The sequence below is a fragment of the Pseudomonas sp. GD03875 genome, from assembly GCF_029840585.1.
Lineage (GTDB): Bacteria > Pseudomonadota > Gammaproteobacteria > Pseudomonadales > Pseudomonadaceae > Aquipseudomonas > Aquipseudomonas paralcaligenes.
Window position 1 is genome coordinate 92,713 of record NZ_JAOCCV010000011.1, and the last position, 17,489, is coordinate 110,201.

Sequence of the window (17,489 nt, forward strand, 5' to 3'; positions counted from 1 at the left end):
AAAAACAAGGCGAAAGTGGCTGAGGAAGCGGCGTTTACCAGAGGTAAATGAGCACCCCGAGGTCACTTTCAACGCCGTGTTTCCGACACGCAACAGACTCTCAGGAGACCGCCCGGCCCTGCACCTTCCACCAGTGGCAGAACTCGTCCAGCGCGGTCCATACCGAGACCTGGGGATCGTAGTCCAGGTACTGCCGGGCGCGACCGATGTCGAGGGTGAAGTCGCGCGCCATCAGCGCCACGCCGAGGCGCAGCAGCGCCGGCTCCGGTCGCCCCGGCAGCAGCTTGCAGACCGTCTCGTTGACCGTCGCCGCGGCATAGGCCAGGCCGAACGGCATGTGCCGGGTCACCGGCGGCAGGTCGAAGCGGCGCAGCACAAAGTTGACCACGTCCCAGGGCGGCACCGGCGTCCCGTTGCTGATGTTGTACACCTTGCCCAGCGCCGGCCCGGCCGCCAGCAGGCTGCTGAACAGGGCATCGTTGAGGTTCTGCATGCTGGTGAAGTCGACCTTGTTCAGGCCGTTGCCGATGACCAGCAGGCGGCCCTTGCGGTGCATCTCGATCAGGCGCGGGAAGATGCTGGTGTCGCCGGCGCCGGTGACCATGCGCGGGCGCAGGGCGATCACCTCCAGGCCGAACTCCTGGGCCTCCATCACCTTCTGCTCGGCCAGGTACTTGGTGGCGCCGTAGTGGTCGACGAACTTCTTCGGCACCTGTTCTTCCCGCAGCCCCACATGGGCCTTGCCGTCGAAGTAGACCGAGGGCGAGGACAGGTGCACCAGGCGCCTCACCTTCTGCCCCAGGCAGCCCTCGATGACGTTCTGGGTCAGCACCACGTTGCCCTGGTGGAAGTGCTCGCGGGTGCCCCAGGCGCCGACCGCGCCGGCGCAGTGCACCACCATCTCCACGTCGCGGCAGAGCTTGTGCGCCAGGTCCGGGTCAGCCAGGTCACCCTGGACGAACTCGGCGCCGCGCTTGGTCAGGTGCGCCACCGCCTCCGGCCGGCGCCCGTTGACCCGCACGCCGAGGCCCTGCTCCAACGCGAAACGGGCGAACCGCCCACCGATGAACCCGCTCGCCCCCGTCACCAGAATCTTCATCTGCACGCACCTTGTTTTTAGTTATGCCACCGACTCTAGCAGCCGCTGCCCGCCCCCGGGGTTGCCCTGGCGGCCAGAACAGCGACCTTGCAGACCTAGACCAGCCAGGCCCCGACGCCACGTTCGAGATGAGCGGTGATCCGGCTGAGCAGCTCGCCGCCGTTGCGCCAGTGGTGCCAGAACAACGGCACGTCCAGCGGGCGCTCCGGCAGCAGTTCGACCAGCTCGCCACTGGCCAGCTGCTGGCGCACCTGCAACTCCGGCACCATGCCCCAGCCGAGCCCCGCGCAGGTCAGGCGCACGAAACCCTCTGACGAGGGGCAGAGATGGTGGGCGAAGCCGCCACTCACGCCCAGCCCGGCGAGGAAGCGGTGCTGCAGGCGGTCGTCGGCGCCGAACACGATGGAAGGGACCCGCGCCAGGGCCTCGCCGGTGATGCCGTCGGCAAAGTGGCGGGCGAGGAATGCCGGGCTGGCCAGCGCGCGGTAGCGCATCGCCCCCAGCGGCAGCGCCCGGGCGCCGGCCACCGGCCGCTCGGCGCCGCACACGCAGCCCGCCACTTCGCCGGCGCGCATGCGCTTGAGGCCGACGTCCTGGTCGTCCACCACGTGATCCAGCAGCAGGCGCTGCCCGGCGACGAAATCGCCCATCAGCGGCGCCCACCAGGTCGCCAGGCTGTCGGCGTTGAGCGCGATGCGCAGGCGCTCCGGCGTGCCGCCTTCGTCCAGCGCCGGCACCTGGCCCTGCAGGTCGCGCTCCAGCAGGCGCACCTGTTGCACATGGTTGAGCAGGCGCCGGCCGATCTCGGTCGGCCCCGGCGGCGTGGCCCGCAGCAGCACCGGCTGGCCGACCCGCGCCTCGAGCAGCTTGATCCGCTGCGACACGGCGGATTGCGAGAGGCCCAGCAACTGGGCCGCGCGCTCGAAGCCGCCCTGCTCCACCACGGCGGCCAGGGCCGCCAGCAGCTTGTAGTCAAACATAAGAATCCCTAATGAGAGATCAGCATGATTTGTTTTTCTTATACAGGCGAGCGCACCAGACTGACCAGCATCGCAACCGCAACAAGGACTCCGCCATGACCGGCGAAACCAACCTCGGCACCCTCCTCTCCAGCCTCTCGCCACGCCTCAACCCCGGCCGCTTCGTGTTCTGCAGCGTGGCGCAACCGAGTACGGTGCAGGTAGCCGCCGCCATCGGCAGCTTCCGCGAGACCGAAGGCACCACCCTGATTCTCGCCCGCGAGGAAGCCGAACGCCTGGGCCTGGCCTACGACTACCTGGCCGCCTGGATCACTCTGGAAGTGCATTCCTCGCTCGCCGCCGTCGGCCTCACCGCCGCTTTCGCCAAGGTCCTGGCCGGCGAAGGCATCAGCTGCAACGTGATCGCCGGCTACCATCACGATCACCTGTTCGTTGCCGAGGCCGACGCCGAGCGGGCGCTGGCGGCGCTGCAGCAACTGGCCGCGGAGCAACACTGACATGTGGCAAAGCTATCTCAACGGCATGCTGGTGGCCGCCGGCCTGATCGTCGCCATCGGTGCGCAGAACGCCTTCGTCCTGGCCCAGAGCCTGCGCCGCGAGCACCACCTGCCGGTGGCCGCGCTGTGCGTGCTGTGCGACGCCGTGCTGGTCGCCGCCGGGGTGTTCGGCCTGGCCGCCGTGCTGGCGAAGAACCCGACGCTGCTCGCCGTGGCGCGCTGGGGCGGCGCCGCCTTCCTGCTCTGGCTCGGCATCCAGGCGCTGCGCCGCGCGTTCAACCCGCAGGCGCTGCAGCAGCGGGACAGCGGCCCGCGCTCGCGACGCGCCGTGCTCCTGGCGGCGCTGGCCGTCACCCTGCTCAATCCCCACGTGTACCTGGACACCGTGCTGCTGATCGGCTCCCTCGGCGCCCAGCAACCGGTGCCCGGCGCCTACGCCCTGGGCGCGGCCAGCGCCTCGCTGATCTGGTTCTTCACCCTGGCCCTGGGCGCCGCCTGGCTCGCCCCCTGGCTGGCGCGCCCGGCGACCTGGCGCCTACTCGACCTGATGGTGGCGGCCATGATGTTCGCCGTGGCCTGGCAACTGGTGTTCCACGCACCGACGACATGACCGCGAGGGCGGCGCGGCGCTATGCTGCGGCGCTCGACCCTGACCGCCGGGAGCGGCCCGTGGACACGACCGTATTCGCCGTGGTGATCGCAGCCGCGGCGCTGCACGCGGGCTGGAACGCCCTGCTCAAGATCGGACTGGACCGTTACCTCACCGCCTCGCTGATCCAGATCGGCGCCGGCTGCATCGCCCTGCCGGCGCTGCCGTTCTTCGGCGTGCCGGTGGCCGGCGCCTGGCCCTGGATCGCCCTCTCCGCGCTGCTGCACATCGGCTACAACATCTACCTCACGCGTGCCTACCAGCATGGCGACCTGTCCCAGGTCTACCCCATCGCTCGCGGCAGCTCGCCGCTGCTGGTCGCCCTGCTGGCACTGCTGGCCGGCGATGCGCTGCTGCCGGGGCAATGGGCGGCCCTGCTGGTGCTGGTCGCCGGCATCTGGTTGATGGCCTGGCACGGAGGCCACCCCGGCGCCCGGCTCAACGCCAGTCTGTTGTTGAATGCCCTGGCCACGGCGGCCTGCATCGCCGGCTACACCCTGTCCGATGCCCTCGGCGCGCGCACCAACTGCGACGCCATCGCCTATGCGCTGTGGCTGTTCGTGGTCAACGGCCTGGTGGCGACCCTGGTCATCGCCCTGCGCCGTGGGCCGCGCATCTTCCTGCAGCTCGGGCCACACTGGCGCGGCGGCCTGGCCGGCGGCGGCATGTCCATGCTGGCCTACACCCTGGTGATCTGGGCCACCACCCAGGCGCCCGTGGCGATGGTCTCGGCGCTGCGCGAGACCAGCGTGCTGTTCGCCCTGCTGATCGGCTGGCTGTTCCTCAAGGAGTCCATGCCGCCGCTGCGACTGGTCGCCTGCGGCGTGATCGCGCTCGGCGTGGTGCTGCTGAAACTGGCCTAGCCCGTTCGCCAACAGTGCGAGTGACGGCCCCGCCGAAACCTCATCGACCTGCACTTAACGCCCCGCGCCCGGTCCCAACAGAAGGCCGGCGAAGCCCGTCGCCATCGGCTTTCCCACACAGTTGCTGCGTGGATATGGCCTGGGGCGGGTGCTATGATCCCGGCCTCGCGGCACATTAAAGAGTACAAACTCGTCGCCGCCCGTATTAAGGCCGCCCCGTGAACGGCCACGTGCGCATCGCACATATCCGACCGCTGATGAAGGAGATGACCATGGCTTTCGAATTGCCGCCGCTGCCGTATGAGAAGAACGCCCTCGAGCCGCACCTGTCCGCCGAGACCCTGGAATACCACCACGACAAGCACCACAACACCTACGTCGTGAACCTGAACAACCTGGTTCCGGGCACCGAGTTCGAAGGCAAGAGCCTGGAAGAGATCATCAAGACCTCCTCGGGCGGCGTGTTCAACAACGCCGCGCAGGTGTGGAACCACACCTTCTACTGGAACTGCCTGAGCCCGAACGGCGGTGGTCAACCGACCGGCGCCCTGGCCGACGCCATCAACGCCGCCTTCGGTTCCTTCGACAAGTTCAAGGAAGAGTTCAGCAAGGTCTCCATCGGCACCTTCGGCTCCGGCTGGGGCTGGCTGGTGAAGAAGGCCGACGGCTCCCTGGCCCTGGCCAGCACCATCGGCGCGGGCAACCCGCTGACCAACGGCGACACCCCACTGCTGACCTGCGACGTATGGGAGCACGCCTACTACATCGACTACCGCAACCTGCGTCCGAAGTACGTCGAGGCGTTCTGGAACCTGGTGAACTGGGACTTCGTGGCGAAGAACTTCGCCGCCTGAGTCATCGTCACCGTTCGCGAAGGAGCCCGGCCACCCAGCCGGGCTTTTTCGTTTTTGCACGCCGCGCGCCACCACCACGGGCCTGTCGGCCCCGCCCTGCCCCACGCCGTCGCGGCCACATAACGTTAAACCCCAAAAAATATGGGTTTATGACGTAATGGCCCTTTGACGGCTCCCACTCATTTGCCAATACTCACAACGGTCACAAGCCTCCGGCGGCGAACAAGGAATACGCATTTGAAGCTGGAACTGAAAAAAAGCCTGTCGCTGAAACTGCTGCGTGTGGTCCTGCTATCGGCGCTGGTGGTCGGCGTCGTGCTGAGTCTCGGGCAGATCGTCTTCGACATCCACAAGACCCGCCAGGCAGTGGCCAGCGATGCCCAGCGCATCCTCGGCATGTTCCGCGATCCGTCCACCCAGGCCGTGTACAGCCTCGACCGCGAGATGGGCATGCAGGTCATCGAAGGCCTGTTCCAGCACGAGGCGGTGCGCTACGCCGCCATCGGCCATCCGAACGAACCGATGCTCGCCGAACGCTCGCGCGAGCTAACCCCCTCCTCCATCCGCTGGATCACCGACCCCATCCTCGGCCAGGAGCAGACCTTCACCACCCAGCTGGTCGGCAGGAGTCCCTACGCCGAGTACTACGGCGACCTGACCATCACCCTGGACACCGCCTCGTACGGCGAGAACTTCATCACCACCTCGGTGATCATCTTCGTCTCCGGCGTGCTGCGCGCCCTGGCCATGGCCCTGGTGCTGTACATGGTCTACCACTGGCTGCTGACCAAGCCGCTGTCGAAGATCATCGAGCACCTCACCAACATCAACCCGGACCGCCCCAGCGAGCACAAGCTGCCGATGCTGCGCGGCAACGAGAAGAACGAGCTGGGGCTGTGGATCAGCACCGCCAACCAGCTGCTGGAATCCATCGAGCGCAACACCCACCTGCGTCGCGAGGCCGAGAACAGCCTGCTGCGCATGTCGCAGTACGACTTCCTCACTGGCCTGCCCAACCGCCAGCAGCTGCAACAGCAACTCGACCAGATCCTCGACGACGCCGGCCGCCTGCAGCGCCGCGTCGCGGTGCTGTGCGTCGGCCTCGACGACTTCAAGGGCATCAACGAGCAGTTCAGCTATCAGACCGGCGACCAGTTGCTGCTGGCGCTGTCCGACCGCCTGCGCAGCCACAGCGGCCGCCTCGGCGCCCTGGCCCGCCTCGGCGGCGACCAGTTCGCCCTGGTCCAGGCCGATATCGAGCAGCCCTACGAGGCGGCGGAACTGGCGCAGAGCATCCTCGACAGCCTGGAGACGCCCTTCGCCCTGGAACAGCAGGAAGTGCGCCTGCGCGCCACCATCGGCATCACCCTGTTCCCGGAAGACGGCGACAGCACCGAGAAGCTGCTGCAGAAAGCCGAACAGACCATGACCCTGGCCAAGAGCCGCTCGCGCAACCGCTACCAGTTCTACATCGCCAGCGTCGACAGCGAGATGCGCCGCCGCCGCGAGCTGGAAAAGGAACTGCGCGAGGCGCTCAACCGCAACGAGATGCACCTGGTGTTCCAGCCCCAGGTCGACTACCGCAACCACCGGGTGGTGGGCGTGGAGGCGCTGATCCGCTGGCAGCACCCGCAGCACGGCTTCGTACCGCCGGACCTGTTCATCCCGCTGGCGGAACAGAACGGCACCATCATCGCCATCGGCGAATGGGTGCTGGACCAGGCCTGCAGCCAGCTGCGCGAGTGGCACGACCAGGGCTTCAGCGACCTGCGCATGGCGGTCAACCTGTCCACCGTGCAGCTGCACCACGCCGAACTGCCGCGCATGGTCAGCAACCTGCTGCAGGTCTACCGCCTGCCGCCACGCAGCCTGGAACTGGAGGTCACCGAGACCGGCCTGATGGAAGACATCAGTACCGCCGCGCAGAACCTGCTCAGCCTGCGCCGCGCCGGCGCGCTGATCGCCATCGACGACTTCGGTACCGGCTACTCCTCGCTGAGCTACCTGAAGAGCCTGCCGCTGGACAAGATCAAGATCGACAAGAGCTTCGTGCAGGACCTGCTCGACGACGAGGACGACGCCACCATCGTCCGCGCCATCATCCAGCTGGGCAAGAGCCTGGGCATGCAGGTGATCGCCGAGGGCGTGGAGACCGCCGAACAGGAGGCCTACATCATTGCCCAGGGCTGCAACGAGGGTCAGGGCTATCTCTACAGCAAGCCGCTGCCGTCCCGCGAACTCACCCTCTACCTCAAGCAGGCCCGCCGCCTGAGCAACGCCGGCAATCCCGCCACGCTCTGAGGCGTGGGCCGGGATGCAGGGGCACACGGCTGCCCCCTCCAGCCGCAACGTGATTCAGGCTCGGTAAGCCGCGACAATCTGCTCTCCTTACGAACGCTAATTCCTCTTATTCGACTTCCCTTAGCCTGCTAAGATTGCCCGCCTGACCGTTGTCCAGGTTCCACCGATGCCCTCCCCGCTGCGCCTCTGCCTCCTGTCCCTCAGCCTCGCCCTGGCGGCCTGCGAGCGCACGCCGGCACCGGCCGAGCCCGGCGAGGCGCTGTCCGGTGGCGCCACCACGGTGCGCCAGAGCGACCAGAACGCCTTCTCCATGCCCTCCGCGAACCTCGTGCCCTCGCGCCGCCTGGACTTCTCGGTGGGCAACAGTTTCTTCCGCAACCCCTGGGTGATCCCACCCGCCGCCACCACGGCCCGCGACGGCCTGGGCCCGCTGTTCAACACCAACGCCTGCCAGAACTGCCACATCAAGGACGGCCGCGGCCACCCGCCCGAGCCGCACGCCACCAACGCCGTGTCGATGCTGGTGCGCCTGTCCATCGCCGACGACGGCTCGCCCGCCCACGCCGAGCTGCGCCGGCGCCTGGGCGTGGTGCCCGAGCCGGTCTACGGCGGCCAGTTGCAGGACATGAGCGTCCCCGGCGTCGAGCCCGAGGGCAAGGTGCGGATCGAGTACGACAGCCAGTCGGTCACGCTCGCCGACGGCACCCTCGTCGAACTGCACAAGCCGCGCCTGCTGATCACCAACCTCGGCTACGGCGAGATGCACCCGGAGGTCCAGTTCTCCGCCCGGGTGGCGCCACCGATGATCGGCCTGGGCCTGCTGGAGGCGATCCCCGAGGCGGCCATCCTGGCCAACGCGGACCCGGACGACCGCGACGGCGACGGCATCCGCGGCGTGCCCAACCGGGTCTGGGACGAGGCGCTGGGCAAGACCGTGGTCGGCCGCTTCGGCTGGAAGGCGGGCCAGCCCAACCTCAACCAGCAGAACGTGCACGCCTTCTCCGGCGACATGGGCCTGACCACCAGCCTGCTGCCCCACGACGACTGCACCGAGGCCCAGGCAACCTGCCGCGCCATGCCGAACGGCGGCGAGCCGGAGGTCAGCGACAACATCCTGCGCACCGTGCTGTTCTACGCGCGCAACCTGGCGGTACCCGCCCGGCGTGGCGTCGACGACCTGGAAGTGCGGCGCGGCAAGCAGCTGTTCCACGATGCCGGCTGCCAGAAATGCCACGTTCCCAGCTACGTCACCGCGGCCGACGCCGCCGAACCCGAGCTGGCCAACCAGACCATCCGCCCCTATACCGATATGCTGCTGCACGACATGGGAGAGGGCCTGGCCGACGACCGCCCCGAGTTCGAGGCCAGCGGCCGCCAGTGGCGCACCCCGCCGCTGTGGGGCATCGGCCTGACCGAAACGGTCAACGGCCACACCCGTTTCCTCCACGACGGTCGCGCTCGCAATCTGCTGGAGGCCATCCTCTGGCACGGCGGCGAGGCGGAAAACGCCCGGCAGGCCGTCATCGACTTCGATGCCAGCGAGCGCGGCGCGCTGCTGGCCTTCCTCAACTCCCTCTAAGGAGCCCGGCATGACCCGTTCGCCCTTCGCCATCGCCCTGCTTGCCCTGGGTCTTTCCGCCTGCGGCCCGCAAGACCCGCAACAGAGCACCAGTGCGGCCCTGGCCGACGGCGTGCTGCTGCCCGCCTACGGCGCCTGGCAGCAGTCCAGCCAGAAACTGGCCGAGAGCGCCAAGGCATTCTGCGCCGGCGACCAGGACCTGGGCGCCGCCCAGCAGGCCTTCCTCACCGACGTCGCCAGCTGGGCCGCGCTGCAGCCGCTGAACGTTGGTCCGCTCGCCGAGGGCAACCGCGCCTGGCAGGTGCAGTTCTGGCCGGACAAGAAGAACCTGGTGCAGCGCCAGGTCGAGGCGCTGCTGAAAAGCAAGCCGCAGCTGACCCAGGCCGACGTGGAAAAGGCCAGCGTGGTGGTGCAGGGGCTGACAGCCTACGAGTACGTGCTGTTCGATGCCGCCATCGACCTCTCCAACCCAGAGCAGAAGACCCGCTACTGCCCGCTGCTGACCGCCATCGGCGAGCACCAGCAGCAACTCTCCGGCACCGTGCTGGAGCAGTGGCAGGCCAAGGACGGCATGGCCGCCCAGCTCAAGGCGTTCCCCAACGCCCGCTACGCCGACGCGCCCGAGGCCATGGCGGAACTGATGCGCGCCCAGATCAACGCCATCGACACCCTGAAAAAGAAGCTCGGCGCCGCCCTGGGCCGCCAGGCCAAGAGCCTGCCCCAGCCCTACCAGGCCGAGTTCTGGCGCAGCAACGCCAGCCTCTCCAGCCTCGCCGCCACCCTGGCCAGCGCCGAGCGCATGTGGCTGGGCGCGGACAAGGACGGCGTGCGCCAGCTGCTGGGCGACGAGCACAAGGAACTGGTCGAGCGCATCGACCAGCAGTACGCCGCCACCCGCCAGCAGCTGGCCAACCTGCAGCGCCCGCTGGGCGAACTGCTCGCCGACCAGGCCGGCCTCGCCGAGCTGAACGCCTTCTACGACAACCTCAACGTGCTGCACCGCCTGCAGGGCGGCGAAGTGGCCAAGATCCTCGGCGTACAGCTGGGCTTCAACGCCAACGACGGTGACTGAATGAAACGCAGAGCCTTTCTCGGCCTCGGCGGCCTGGCCCTGGCCGCCGGCGCCTTCGGTGGCTGGAAGCTGATCGACAACGGCCAGCAGCCGCTGCTGCTGTCGGCCCGTGACGATGGCGACGGCAATCACTACGCCGTGGGTTACCGCCTGGACGGCAGCAAGGCCTTCGCCACCCGGGTGACCGAGCGCTGCCACGACGTGGTGCCCCACCCCAGCCTGCCGCTGGCAGTGTTCGTCGGCCGTCGGCCGAGCCGCGAGAGCTATCTGGTCGATACCCGCGACGGCCGCCTCCTGCAGACCCTGGACTCACCGGCCGAGCGCCACTTCTACGGCCACGGCGTGTTCCACAAGAGCGGCGAGTGGTTCTACAGCACTGAGAACGACACCCGCGAACCGGGCCGCGGCATGCTCGGGGTGTACCAGATGCAGGGCGAGCGCCTGCAGCGGGTCGCCGAGCGCTCCACCCACGGCCTCGGCCCGCACCAGCTGCTGTGGATGCCCGGCGGCGAGGAACTGGTGGTGGCCAACGGCGGCATCCGCACCGAGGCCGACAGCCGGGTGATGATGAATCTGGATGCCATGGAACCGAGCCTGGTGCTGATGCACCGCGACGGCACGCTGATCAGCAAGGAGACCCTGCCCCAGCAGATGAACAGCGTGCGCCACCTGGCCGTGGCCAGCGACGGCACCATCGTCTCCGGCCAGCAGTACGAGGGCGACCCGCAGGATGCCGTGCCGCTGCTCGCCATCAAGCGCCCGGGCCAGCCGTTCCAGCCCTTCCCCCTGGGCGAGGCCCAGCGCCTGGTGATGAACCAATACACCGCCAGCCTGGCCATCCACGACGAGCTGCGCCTGGTGGCGCTGACCGCGCCGCGCGGCAACCGCTTCTTCATCTGGCACCTGGACAGCACCGAGCTGCTGCTCGACGCGCCGCTGGCGGACTGCGCGGGCGTCGGCGCGGTGGCCGAGGGCTTCGTGGTCACCTCCGGGCAGAGTCGCTGCCGCGTGTACGATTGCCGTGGCGAACGGATCGCCGTCCGTCACCTGGACCTGCCGGCGGGCCTGTGGGACAACCACCTGCGCCTCGCCTGAACGGCTGACCGCCACGGCGGCCGGACGCGCCCCCGGCGCACCTCGCTCCATCCGCAAGGCCAGGCGACAAAATGGCTCAAGGCCTGCAGCGCGCGGCCGACCTATACTGCACATCGCGTTCGCACCCGCGCCAGACGGCGCGGTGTCGCCGGCCTGCAACGGCCGGGTGATAGGGATATCCACAGTTCCGACGCCCATCCGGGCGCCCGGGCACACCACTCCCCAGAGGCATATCCCGATGTTCCTGCAAAAATCATTGCGCGCGCAGATCCTCGCCCTGCTCGGCGGCAGCCTGGCGCTGATCCTGGTCACCGCCCTGGCCTGCTTCAGCTTCCTTTCCAGCGGCATGCAATCCTACCGGGGCCTGCTCGACGGACCGCTGCAGGCCGCCCGCCTGATCGACGCGGCCAACGTCGAATTCAAGATCCAGGTGCAGGAATGGAAGAACGTCCTGCTGCGCGGCCAGGACAGCGGCAACCTTTCCCGCTACTGGGGCCAGTTCGAGGCCCAGGAGCGCAAGGTGCAGGACATCCTCGGCCAGCTCTCGACCCTGGCCGCCGACGACCGCAACCTGAAAGGCCAGGTGGACCGCCTGCGCAGCGAACACCAGACCCTCGGCGCCAACTACCGCAAGGGTCGCGATGCCTTCGTCGCCGCCAACGGCGATGCCACGGTCGGCGACGAGGCCGTCAAGGGCATCGACCGCGCCACCAGCGAGCAGATGACCGCCCTGGTCGACCAGCTGCGCGAGCAGAGCATCGAACAGGCCGGGCAGATCAACGCCAGCGCCGACCGCACCATCCTGCTCGGCACCCTGGTCATGCTCGGCGCCAGCATCGTCATCGCCTTGTTCAGCCTGTGGCTGGTCAACCGCCACCTGATCATCCCGATCCGCCACCTGATCAGCCACGTCGACGAACTCAGCCAGGGCCGCTTCGGCCAGCGGGTGGAAGTGGCGCGCAAGGACGAGCTGGGCCTGCTGGCCAGGGCCGCGAACACCCTGCGCGACTTCCTCGCCAGCACCACCGAGAGCCTGCGCCTGAGCAGCGGCAACCTGAACACCGCCAGCGGCGAGCTGAACGGCATCGCCGCGCGCATGACCGAGGGCGTCAACGAGCAGTTCGAGCGCACCGACCAGGTCGCCACCGCCATGCACGAGATGTCCGCCACAGCCCAGGAAGTGGCGCGCCACGCCGCCGAGGCGGCCCACGCGGCCAATGACGCCGACGACTCCGCGCGCCAGGGCGGGCAGGTGATGACGTCCACCATCCAGACCATCACCGGCATGCGCGGCGAGATCGCCAACACCGCCGAGGTGATCCGCCAGCTGGAAAGCGACAGCGGCCGCATCGGCAAGGTGCTGGAAGTGATCCGCGGCATCGCCGAGCAGACCAACCTGCTGGCGCTCAACGCTGCCATCGAGGCGGCCCGCGCCGGCGAGCAGGGCCGCGGCTTCGCCGTGGTCGCCGACGAGGTACGCACACTGGCCCAGCGCACCGCCGAGTCGACCGCCGAGATCCACCAGATCATCGACACGGTGCAGTCCGGCGCGCTCAACGCGGTACGCGCCATCGAGAGCGGTCGCAGCCGCAGCGAGGAAGGCCTGGCCCAGGTCACCGAGGCCGGCGCGATGCTGGAACGCATCACCGGCGCGGTGGAAGCGATCCGCGACATGAACCGGCAGATCGCCACCGCCGCCGAGGAGCAGACCTCGGTGGCCGAGGACATCTCGCGCAACCTCACCGAGATCACCGCCATCGCCAGTGCCAACCAGGACAACGTCGAGCGCACCCGGGCCGCCGGGCAGAACCTGCACGACCTCTCCGACGAGCTGAACCAGGTGACCCGCCGCCTGGGCGCCTGACCCCTCGGAATAGGTACAGGGACGTACCGGTTTCACGCCCATCCGTGCGGTTTGCGCGACAGTGCGTTGCGCCATGATGCCAGGGCAATGATTTGCAATTCCCGGCTTTTGACTTGGTGGACAAGTCGCACTAAGGTGCCTGCTTCGCCTATTCCCAGGCCCCTCTCTGCCTTGCCAAGGAAACGGAATATGTTGCTCCGCCGCATGCTCATCATGCTGGGCGTGGTACTCGTCGTGGTGCTCGCCCTCGCCGCCTACAAAGGCTTCTCCATCTACCAGCAGATTCAGATGTTCACGGCGCCGCAGCCGGCCATCAGCGTGTCCGCCGCCCTCTCCGAGGAAAAGGCCTGGCAGAGCCGTCTGCCCGCCATCGGCACGCTCAAGGCGTTCCAGGGCGTCGACCTGACCGTGGAAGTCAGCGGCACCGTGCGCGACATGCTGTTCCGTTCCGGCGAGAAGGTCAGCCAGGGCCAGCCGCTGATCCAGATGGACAGCGCCGTGGAGCAGGCCAGCCTGGCCACCTCCGAGGCCGAGCTGAAGCTGGCGCGGGTAGAGTTCGAGCGCGGGCAGAACCTGGTCAAGCGCCAGGCCATCTCCAAGAGCGAGTTCGACCGCCTGGCCTCCGAGCTGCAGAAGGCCGACGCCAGCGTCGCCCAGCTCAAGGCCATGCTGGCCAAGAAGCGCATCAACGCGCCCTTCGCCGGCACCATCGGCATCCGCCAGGTGGACGTGGGCGACTTCCTGTCGTCCGGCACCGTCATCGCCACCCTGCAGGACCTGAGCACCCTGTTCGTCGACTTCTACCTGCCGGAACAGGCCGTGCCGCAACTGGCCATCGGCCAGCGCGTGCGCATCAGCGTGGCGGCCTACCCCGGCGAAGTGTTCGAGGGCGAGATCGGCGCCATCAACCCCAAGGTCGAGGAAAGCACCCGCAACCTGCAGGTCCGCGCCATGCTGCCGAACCCGGACAACAAGCTGCTGCCGGGCATGTTCGCCAACCTCGAGGTGCTGCTGCCGGGTGAGAAGACCCAGGTGGTGGTGCCGGAAACCGCCATCACCTACACCCTCTACGGCAACTCGGTGTACGTGATCGACGAGAAGAAGGACGACAAGGGCGCCGTGGTGAAGGACGACAAGGGCCAGGCCCAGCTGGTGGTCGAACGCCGCTTCGTCGAGACCGGCGAACGCCGCGACGGCATCGTGCTGATCCTCAAGGGCCTCGAGGCAGGCGAGCAGGTGGTCACCGCCGGCCAGCTCAAGCTGGACAACGGCGCCCATGTGGTCATCGCCGATGATTCGTCCCTGACCAAGCACAAACAAGCCAGCGCCGGGCAGTAAGGCCCGACGCCAAGGAATCCGCTATGGCTTTCACAGATCCGTTCATCCGGCGCCCGGTGCTCGCCACCGTGGTCAGCCTGCTGATCATCCTGCTGGGCTTCCAGGCCTTCAGCAAACTGGTGATCCGCCAGTACCCGCAGATGGAAAACGCCCTGATCACGGTGACCACCGCCTACCCGGGCGCCAACGCCGAGACCATCCAGGGCTACATCACCCAGCCGCTGCAGCAGAGCCTGGCCAGCGCCGAAGGCATCGACTACATGACCTCGGCCAGCCAGCAGAACGTGTCGGTCATCTCGATCTACGCGCGCATCGGCGCCGACACCGACCGGCTGTTCACCGAACTGCTGGCCAAGGCCAACGAGGTGAAGAACCAGCTGCCGCAGGACGCCGAGGACCCGGTGCTGTCCAAGGAGGCGGCCGACGCCTCGGCGCTGATGTATGTCAGCTTCTACAGCGACGAGCTGTCCAACCCGCAGATCACCGACTACCTGTCGCGGGTGATCCAGCCCAAGCTGGCCACCCTGCCCGGCATGGCCGAGGCCGAGATCCTCGGCAACCAGGTGTTCGCCATGCGCCTGTGGCTGGACCCGGTGAAGATGGCCGCCTACGGCATCACCGCCGTGGACGTGACCAGCGCCGTGCAGCGCTACAACTTCCTGGCCGCGGCCGGCGAGGTGAAGGGCGAGTACGTGGTCACCAGCATCAACGCCACCACCGACCTCAAGTCGGCCGAGGCCTTCGCCGCCATCCCGGTGAAGACATCCGGCGACAGCCGGGTGCTGGTGCGCGACATCGCCCGGGTGGAGATGGGCGCGGAGAACTACGACTCGATCAGCTCCTTCGACGGCATCCCGTCCGTCTACATCGCCATCAAGGGCACGCCCAGCGCCAACCCGCTGGACGTGATCAAGCACGTGCGCGAGGCCCTGCCGGAGCTGGAGGCGCAGCTGCCGCCGAACCTCAAGGTGTCCATCGCCTACGACGCCACCGAATTCATCCGCGCCTCCATCGACGAGGTGGTGAAGACCCTGGTCGAGGCGGTGCTGATCGTCATCGTGGTGGTGTTCCTGTTCCTCGGCGCCTTCCGCTCGGTGCTGATCCCGGTGATCACCATCCCGCTGTCGATGATCGGCGTGCTGTTCTTCATGCAGCTGATGGGCTACTCGATCAACCTGCTGACGCTGCTGGCGATGGTCCTGGCCATCGGTCTGGTGGTGGACGACGCCATCGTCGTCGTGGAGAACATCCACCGCCACATCGAGGAGGGCAAGACACCGTTCGACGCCGCCATCGAGGGCGCCCGCGAGATCGCCGTGCCGGTGATCTCGATGACCATCACCCTGGCCGCGGTGTACGCCCCCATCGGCTTTCTCGAAGGCCTGACCGGCGCGCTGTTCAAGGAGTTCGCCCTGACCCTGGCGGGCGCGGTGGTGATCTCCGGCGTGGTCGCCCTGACCCTGTCGCCGATGATGTGCTCCAAGCTGCTGCGCCACGAGGAAAATCCCTCGGGCCTGGCGCACAAGCTGGACATGATCTTCGACAAGCTCAAGCACCGCTACCAGAAGGCCCTGCACGGCACCCTCAACACCCGCCCGGTGGTGATCGTGTTCGGCGTGATCGTCATGTGCCTGATCCCCATCTTTCTCAAGTTCACCCACAGCGAACTGGCGCCGGAAGAGGACCAGGGCATCGTGTTCCTGTTCTCCAACGCGCCGCAGCCGACCAACCTGGACTACATGAACGCCTACACCGACCAGTTCGTGAAGATCTTCAAGGAGTTCCCCGAGTACTACTCGTCCTTCCAGATCAACGGCTTCGACGGCGTGCAGTCCGGCATCGGCGGCTTCCTGCTGACGCCCTGGGGCGAGCGCGACCGCACCCAGATGGAACTGCTGCCGGAGGTCCAGGCCAAACTCAACGACATTCCCGGCCTGCAGATCTTCGGCTTCAACCTGCCGTCGCTGCCGGGCACCGGCGAGGGCCTGCCGTTCCAGTTCGTGATCAACACGCCGAACGACTACGAGTCGCTGCTGCAGGTGACCGAGCGGGTCAAGCAGCAGGCCATGGAGTCCGGCAAGTTCGCCTTCCTCAACGTCGACCTGGCGTTCGACAAGCCCGAGGTGGTGGTCGATATCGACCGCGCCAAGGCCGCGCAAATGGGCGTATCGATGCAGGACCTGGGCGCCACCCTGGCCATCCTGCTCGGCGAGGGCGAGATCAACCGCTTCACCATCGACGGTCGCAGCTACAAGGTGATCGCCCAGGTCGAGCGGCCCTACCGCGACAACCCGGGCTGGCTGAGCAACTACTACGTCAAGAGCGAGAGCGGCGAGATGGTGCCGCTGGGCACCCTGATCAAGGTCAGCGACCGCGCGCGGCCGACCAAGCTCAAGCAGTTCCAGCAGCTCAACGCGGCGATCATCGAAGGCGTGCCGATCGTCAGCATGGGCGAGGCGGTGGAGACCGTGGCGCAGATCGCCCAGAAGGAGGCGCCGCGCGGCTACACCTTCGACTACGCCGGCGCCTCGCGCCAGTACATCCAGGAAGGCAGTGCGCTGTACGTCACCTTCGCCCTGGCGATGGCGATCATCTTCCTGGTGCTGGCGGCGCAGTTCGAGAGCTTCCGCGATCCGCTGGTGATCCTGGTGACCGTGCCGCTGTCGATCTGCGGCGCGCTGATCCCGATCTTCCTCGGCTTCTCCAGCATGAACATCTACACCCAGGTGGGCCTGGTGACGCTGATCGGCCTGATCAGCAAGCACGGCATCCTGATCGTCGAGTTCGCCAACCAGCTGCGCCGCGACAAGGGCCTGTCGGTGCGCGACGCGATCGAGGAAGCCGCGTCGATCCGCCTGCGCCCGGTGCTGATGACCACCGCAGCGATGGTGTTCGGCATGGTGCCGCTGATCCTCGCCACCGGCGCGGGCGCGGTGAGCCGCTTCGACATCGGCCTGGTGATCGCCACCGGCATGTCCATCGGCACCCTGTTCACCCTGTTCGTGCTGCCCTGCGTGTACACCCTGCTGGCCAGCCCGGACAAGGCACCGGCGGCCGTACCGGCCCACTGAGCCGCCCTCCCCCGGCGACTCGAAAGGCTATGTGCCCGTTATTCTGCTCTTGTGGGAGCGGCCTAGGCCGCGAAATTCGCGGATAAATCCGCTCCCACAAGGCGTGCAACAACTAACGGGGACATAGCCACTCGAAAGCCGATGCCGGCGCAAACCGGCATCGGCTTTTTTCATGCGCCGCGCGCCCGCTGCCCAGGGTGTGAAAAAGCCGTCAATTGCTGCCGAAT

At 67.7% G+C, this 17,489-nt stretch carries 13 protein-coding genes; 11 read left to right on the top strand and 2 right to left on the bottom strand.

Annotated elements, in window-relative coordinates; all coding sequences use genetic code 11:
- Positions 1-100: 100 nt before the first annotated feature.
- Both N5D30_RS12350 and N5D30_RS12355 read right to left on the bottom strand, forming a co-directional pair.
- Positions 101-1,099, bottom strand: a complete 999-nt coding sequence (locus tag N5D30_RS12350; protein WP_279909219.1) for an NAD-dependent epimerase/dehydratase family protein — start codon at positions 1,097-1,099, stop codon at positions 101-103.
- 95 nt (positions 1,100-1,194) lie between these two features.
- Positions 1,195-2,085, bottom strand: a complete 891-nt coding sequence (locus N5D30_RS12355; RefSeq protein WP_279909269.1) for a LysR family transcriptional regulator ArgP — start codon at positions 2,083-2,085, stop codon at positions 1,195-1,197.
- 89 nt (positions 2,086-2,174) lie between these two features.
- Here N5D30_RS12355 and N5D30_RS12360 point away from each other — a divergent pair, with 89 nt between their 5' ends.
- The 11 genes from N5D30_RS12360 to N5D30_RS12410 all read left to right on the top strand — a co-directional run bounded on the left by N5D30_RS12360 (position 2,175) and on the right by N5D30_RS12410 (position 17,262).
- A complete protein-coding gene (locus N5D30_RS12360; RefSeq protein ID WP_279909221.1) occupies positions 2,175-2,576 on the top strand; it encodes an ACT domain-containing protein in 402 nt (133 codons plus the stop codon).
- Between the two features lies 1 nt (position 2,577).
- Positions 2,578-3,186, top strand: coding sequence for a LysE/ArgO family amino acid transporter (locus N5D30_RS12365; protein WP_279909223.1), 609 nt, complete (start codon positions 2,578-2,580; stop codon positions 3,184-3,186).
- Positions 3,187-3,245: 59 nt separating this feature from the next.
- Positions 3,246-4,088 carry an EamA family transporter gene (locus N5D30_RS12370; protein ID WP_279909225.1) on the top strand — a complete coding sequence of 281 codons (843 nt, stop codon included), beginning with the start codon at positions 3,246-3,248 and terminating at the stop codon, positions 4,086-4,088.
- A gap of 272 nt (positions 4,089-4,360) precedes the next feature.
- Positions 4,361-4,942 carry a superoxide dismutase [Fe] gene (gene sodB, locus N5D30_RS12375; protein WP_279905430.1) on the top strand — a complete coding sequence of 194 codons (582 nt, stop codon included), beginning with the start codon at positions 4,361-4,363 and terminating at the stop codon, positions 4,940-4,942.
- A 237-nt stretch (positions 4,943-5,179) separates the two neighbouring features.
- Complete coding sequence (locus N5D30_RS12380) at positions 5,180-7,243, top strand: GGDEF domain-containing phosphodiesterase (protein WP_220812887.1); 2,064 nt, start codon at positions 5,180-5,182, stop codon at positions 7,241-7,243.
- Positions 7,244-7,409: 166 nt separating this feature from the next.
- Positions 7,410-8,822, top strand: coding sequence for a di-heme oxidoredictase family protein (locus N5D30_RS12385; protein ID WP_279909226.1), 1,413 nt, complete (start codon positions 7,410-7,412; stop codon positions 8,820-8,822).
- A 10-nt stretch (positions 8,823-8,832) separates the two neighbouring features.
- Positions 8,833-9,894, top strand: a complete 1,062-nt coding sequence (locus N5D30_RS12390; RefSeq protein WP_220812889.1) for an imelysin family protein — start codon at positions 8,833-8,835, stop codon at positions 9,892-9,894.
- On the top strand, positions 9,895-10,989 hold the full coding sequence (locus N5D30_RS12395) for a DUF1513 domain-containing protein (protein ID WP_279909227.1): 1,095 nt from the start codon (positions 9,895-9,897) through the stop codon (positions 10,987-10,989). It abuts the gene before it with no gap.
- A gap of 238 nt (positions 10,990-11,227) precedes the next feature.
- A complete protein-coding gene (locus tag N5D30_RS12400; protein WP_279909228.1) occupies positions 11,228-12,853 on the top strand; it encodes a methyl-accepting chemotaxis protein in 1,626 nt (541 codons plus the stop codon).
- A gap of 189 nt (positions 12,854-13,042) precedes the next feature.
- Positions 13,043-14,191 (top strand): efflux RND transporter periplasmic adaptor subunit, encoded by a 1,149-nt coding sequence (locus N5D30_RS12405; RefSeq protein WP_279909230.1) that lies wholly within the window; start codon positions 13,043-13,045, stop codon positions 14,189-14,191.
- 23 nt (positions 14,192-14,214) lie between these two features.
- Entirely contained in the window at positions 14,215-17,262 is a 3,048-nt protein-coding gene (locus N5D30_RS12410) for a multidrug efflux RND transporter permease subunit (protein ID WP_279909232.1), read from the top strand.
- Positions 17,263-17,489 lie beyond the last annotated feature (227 nt).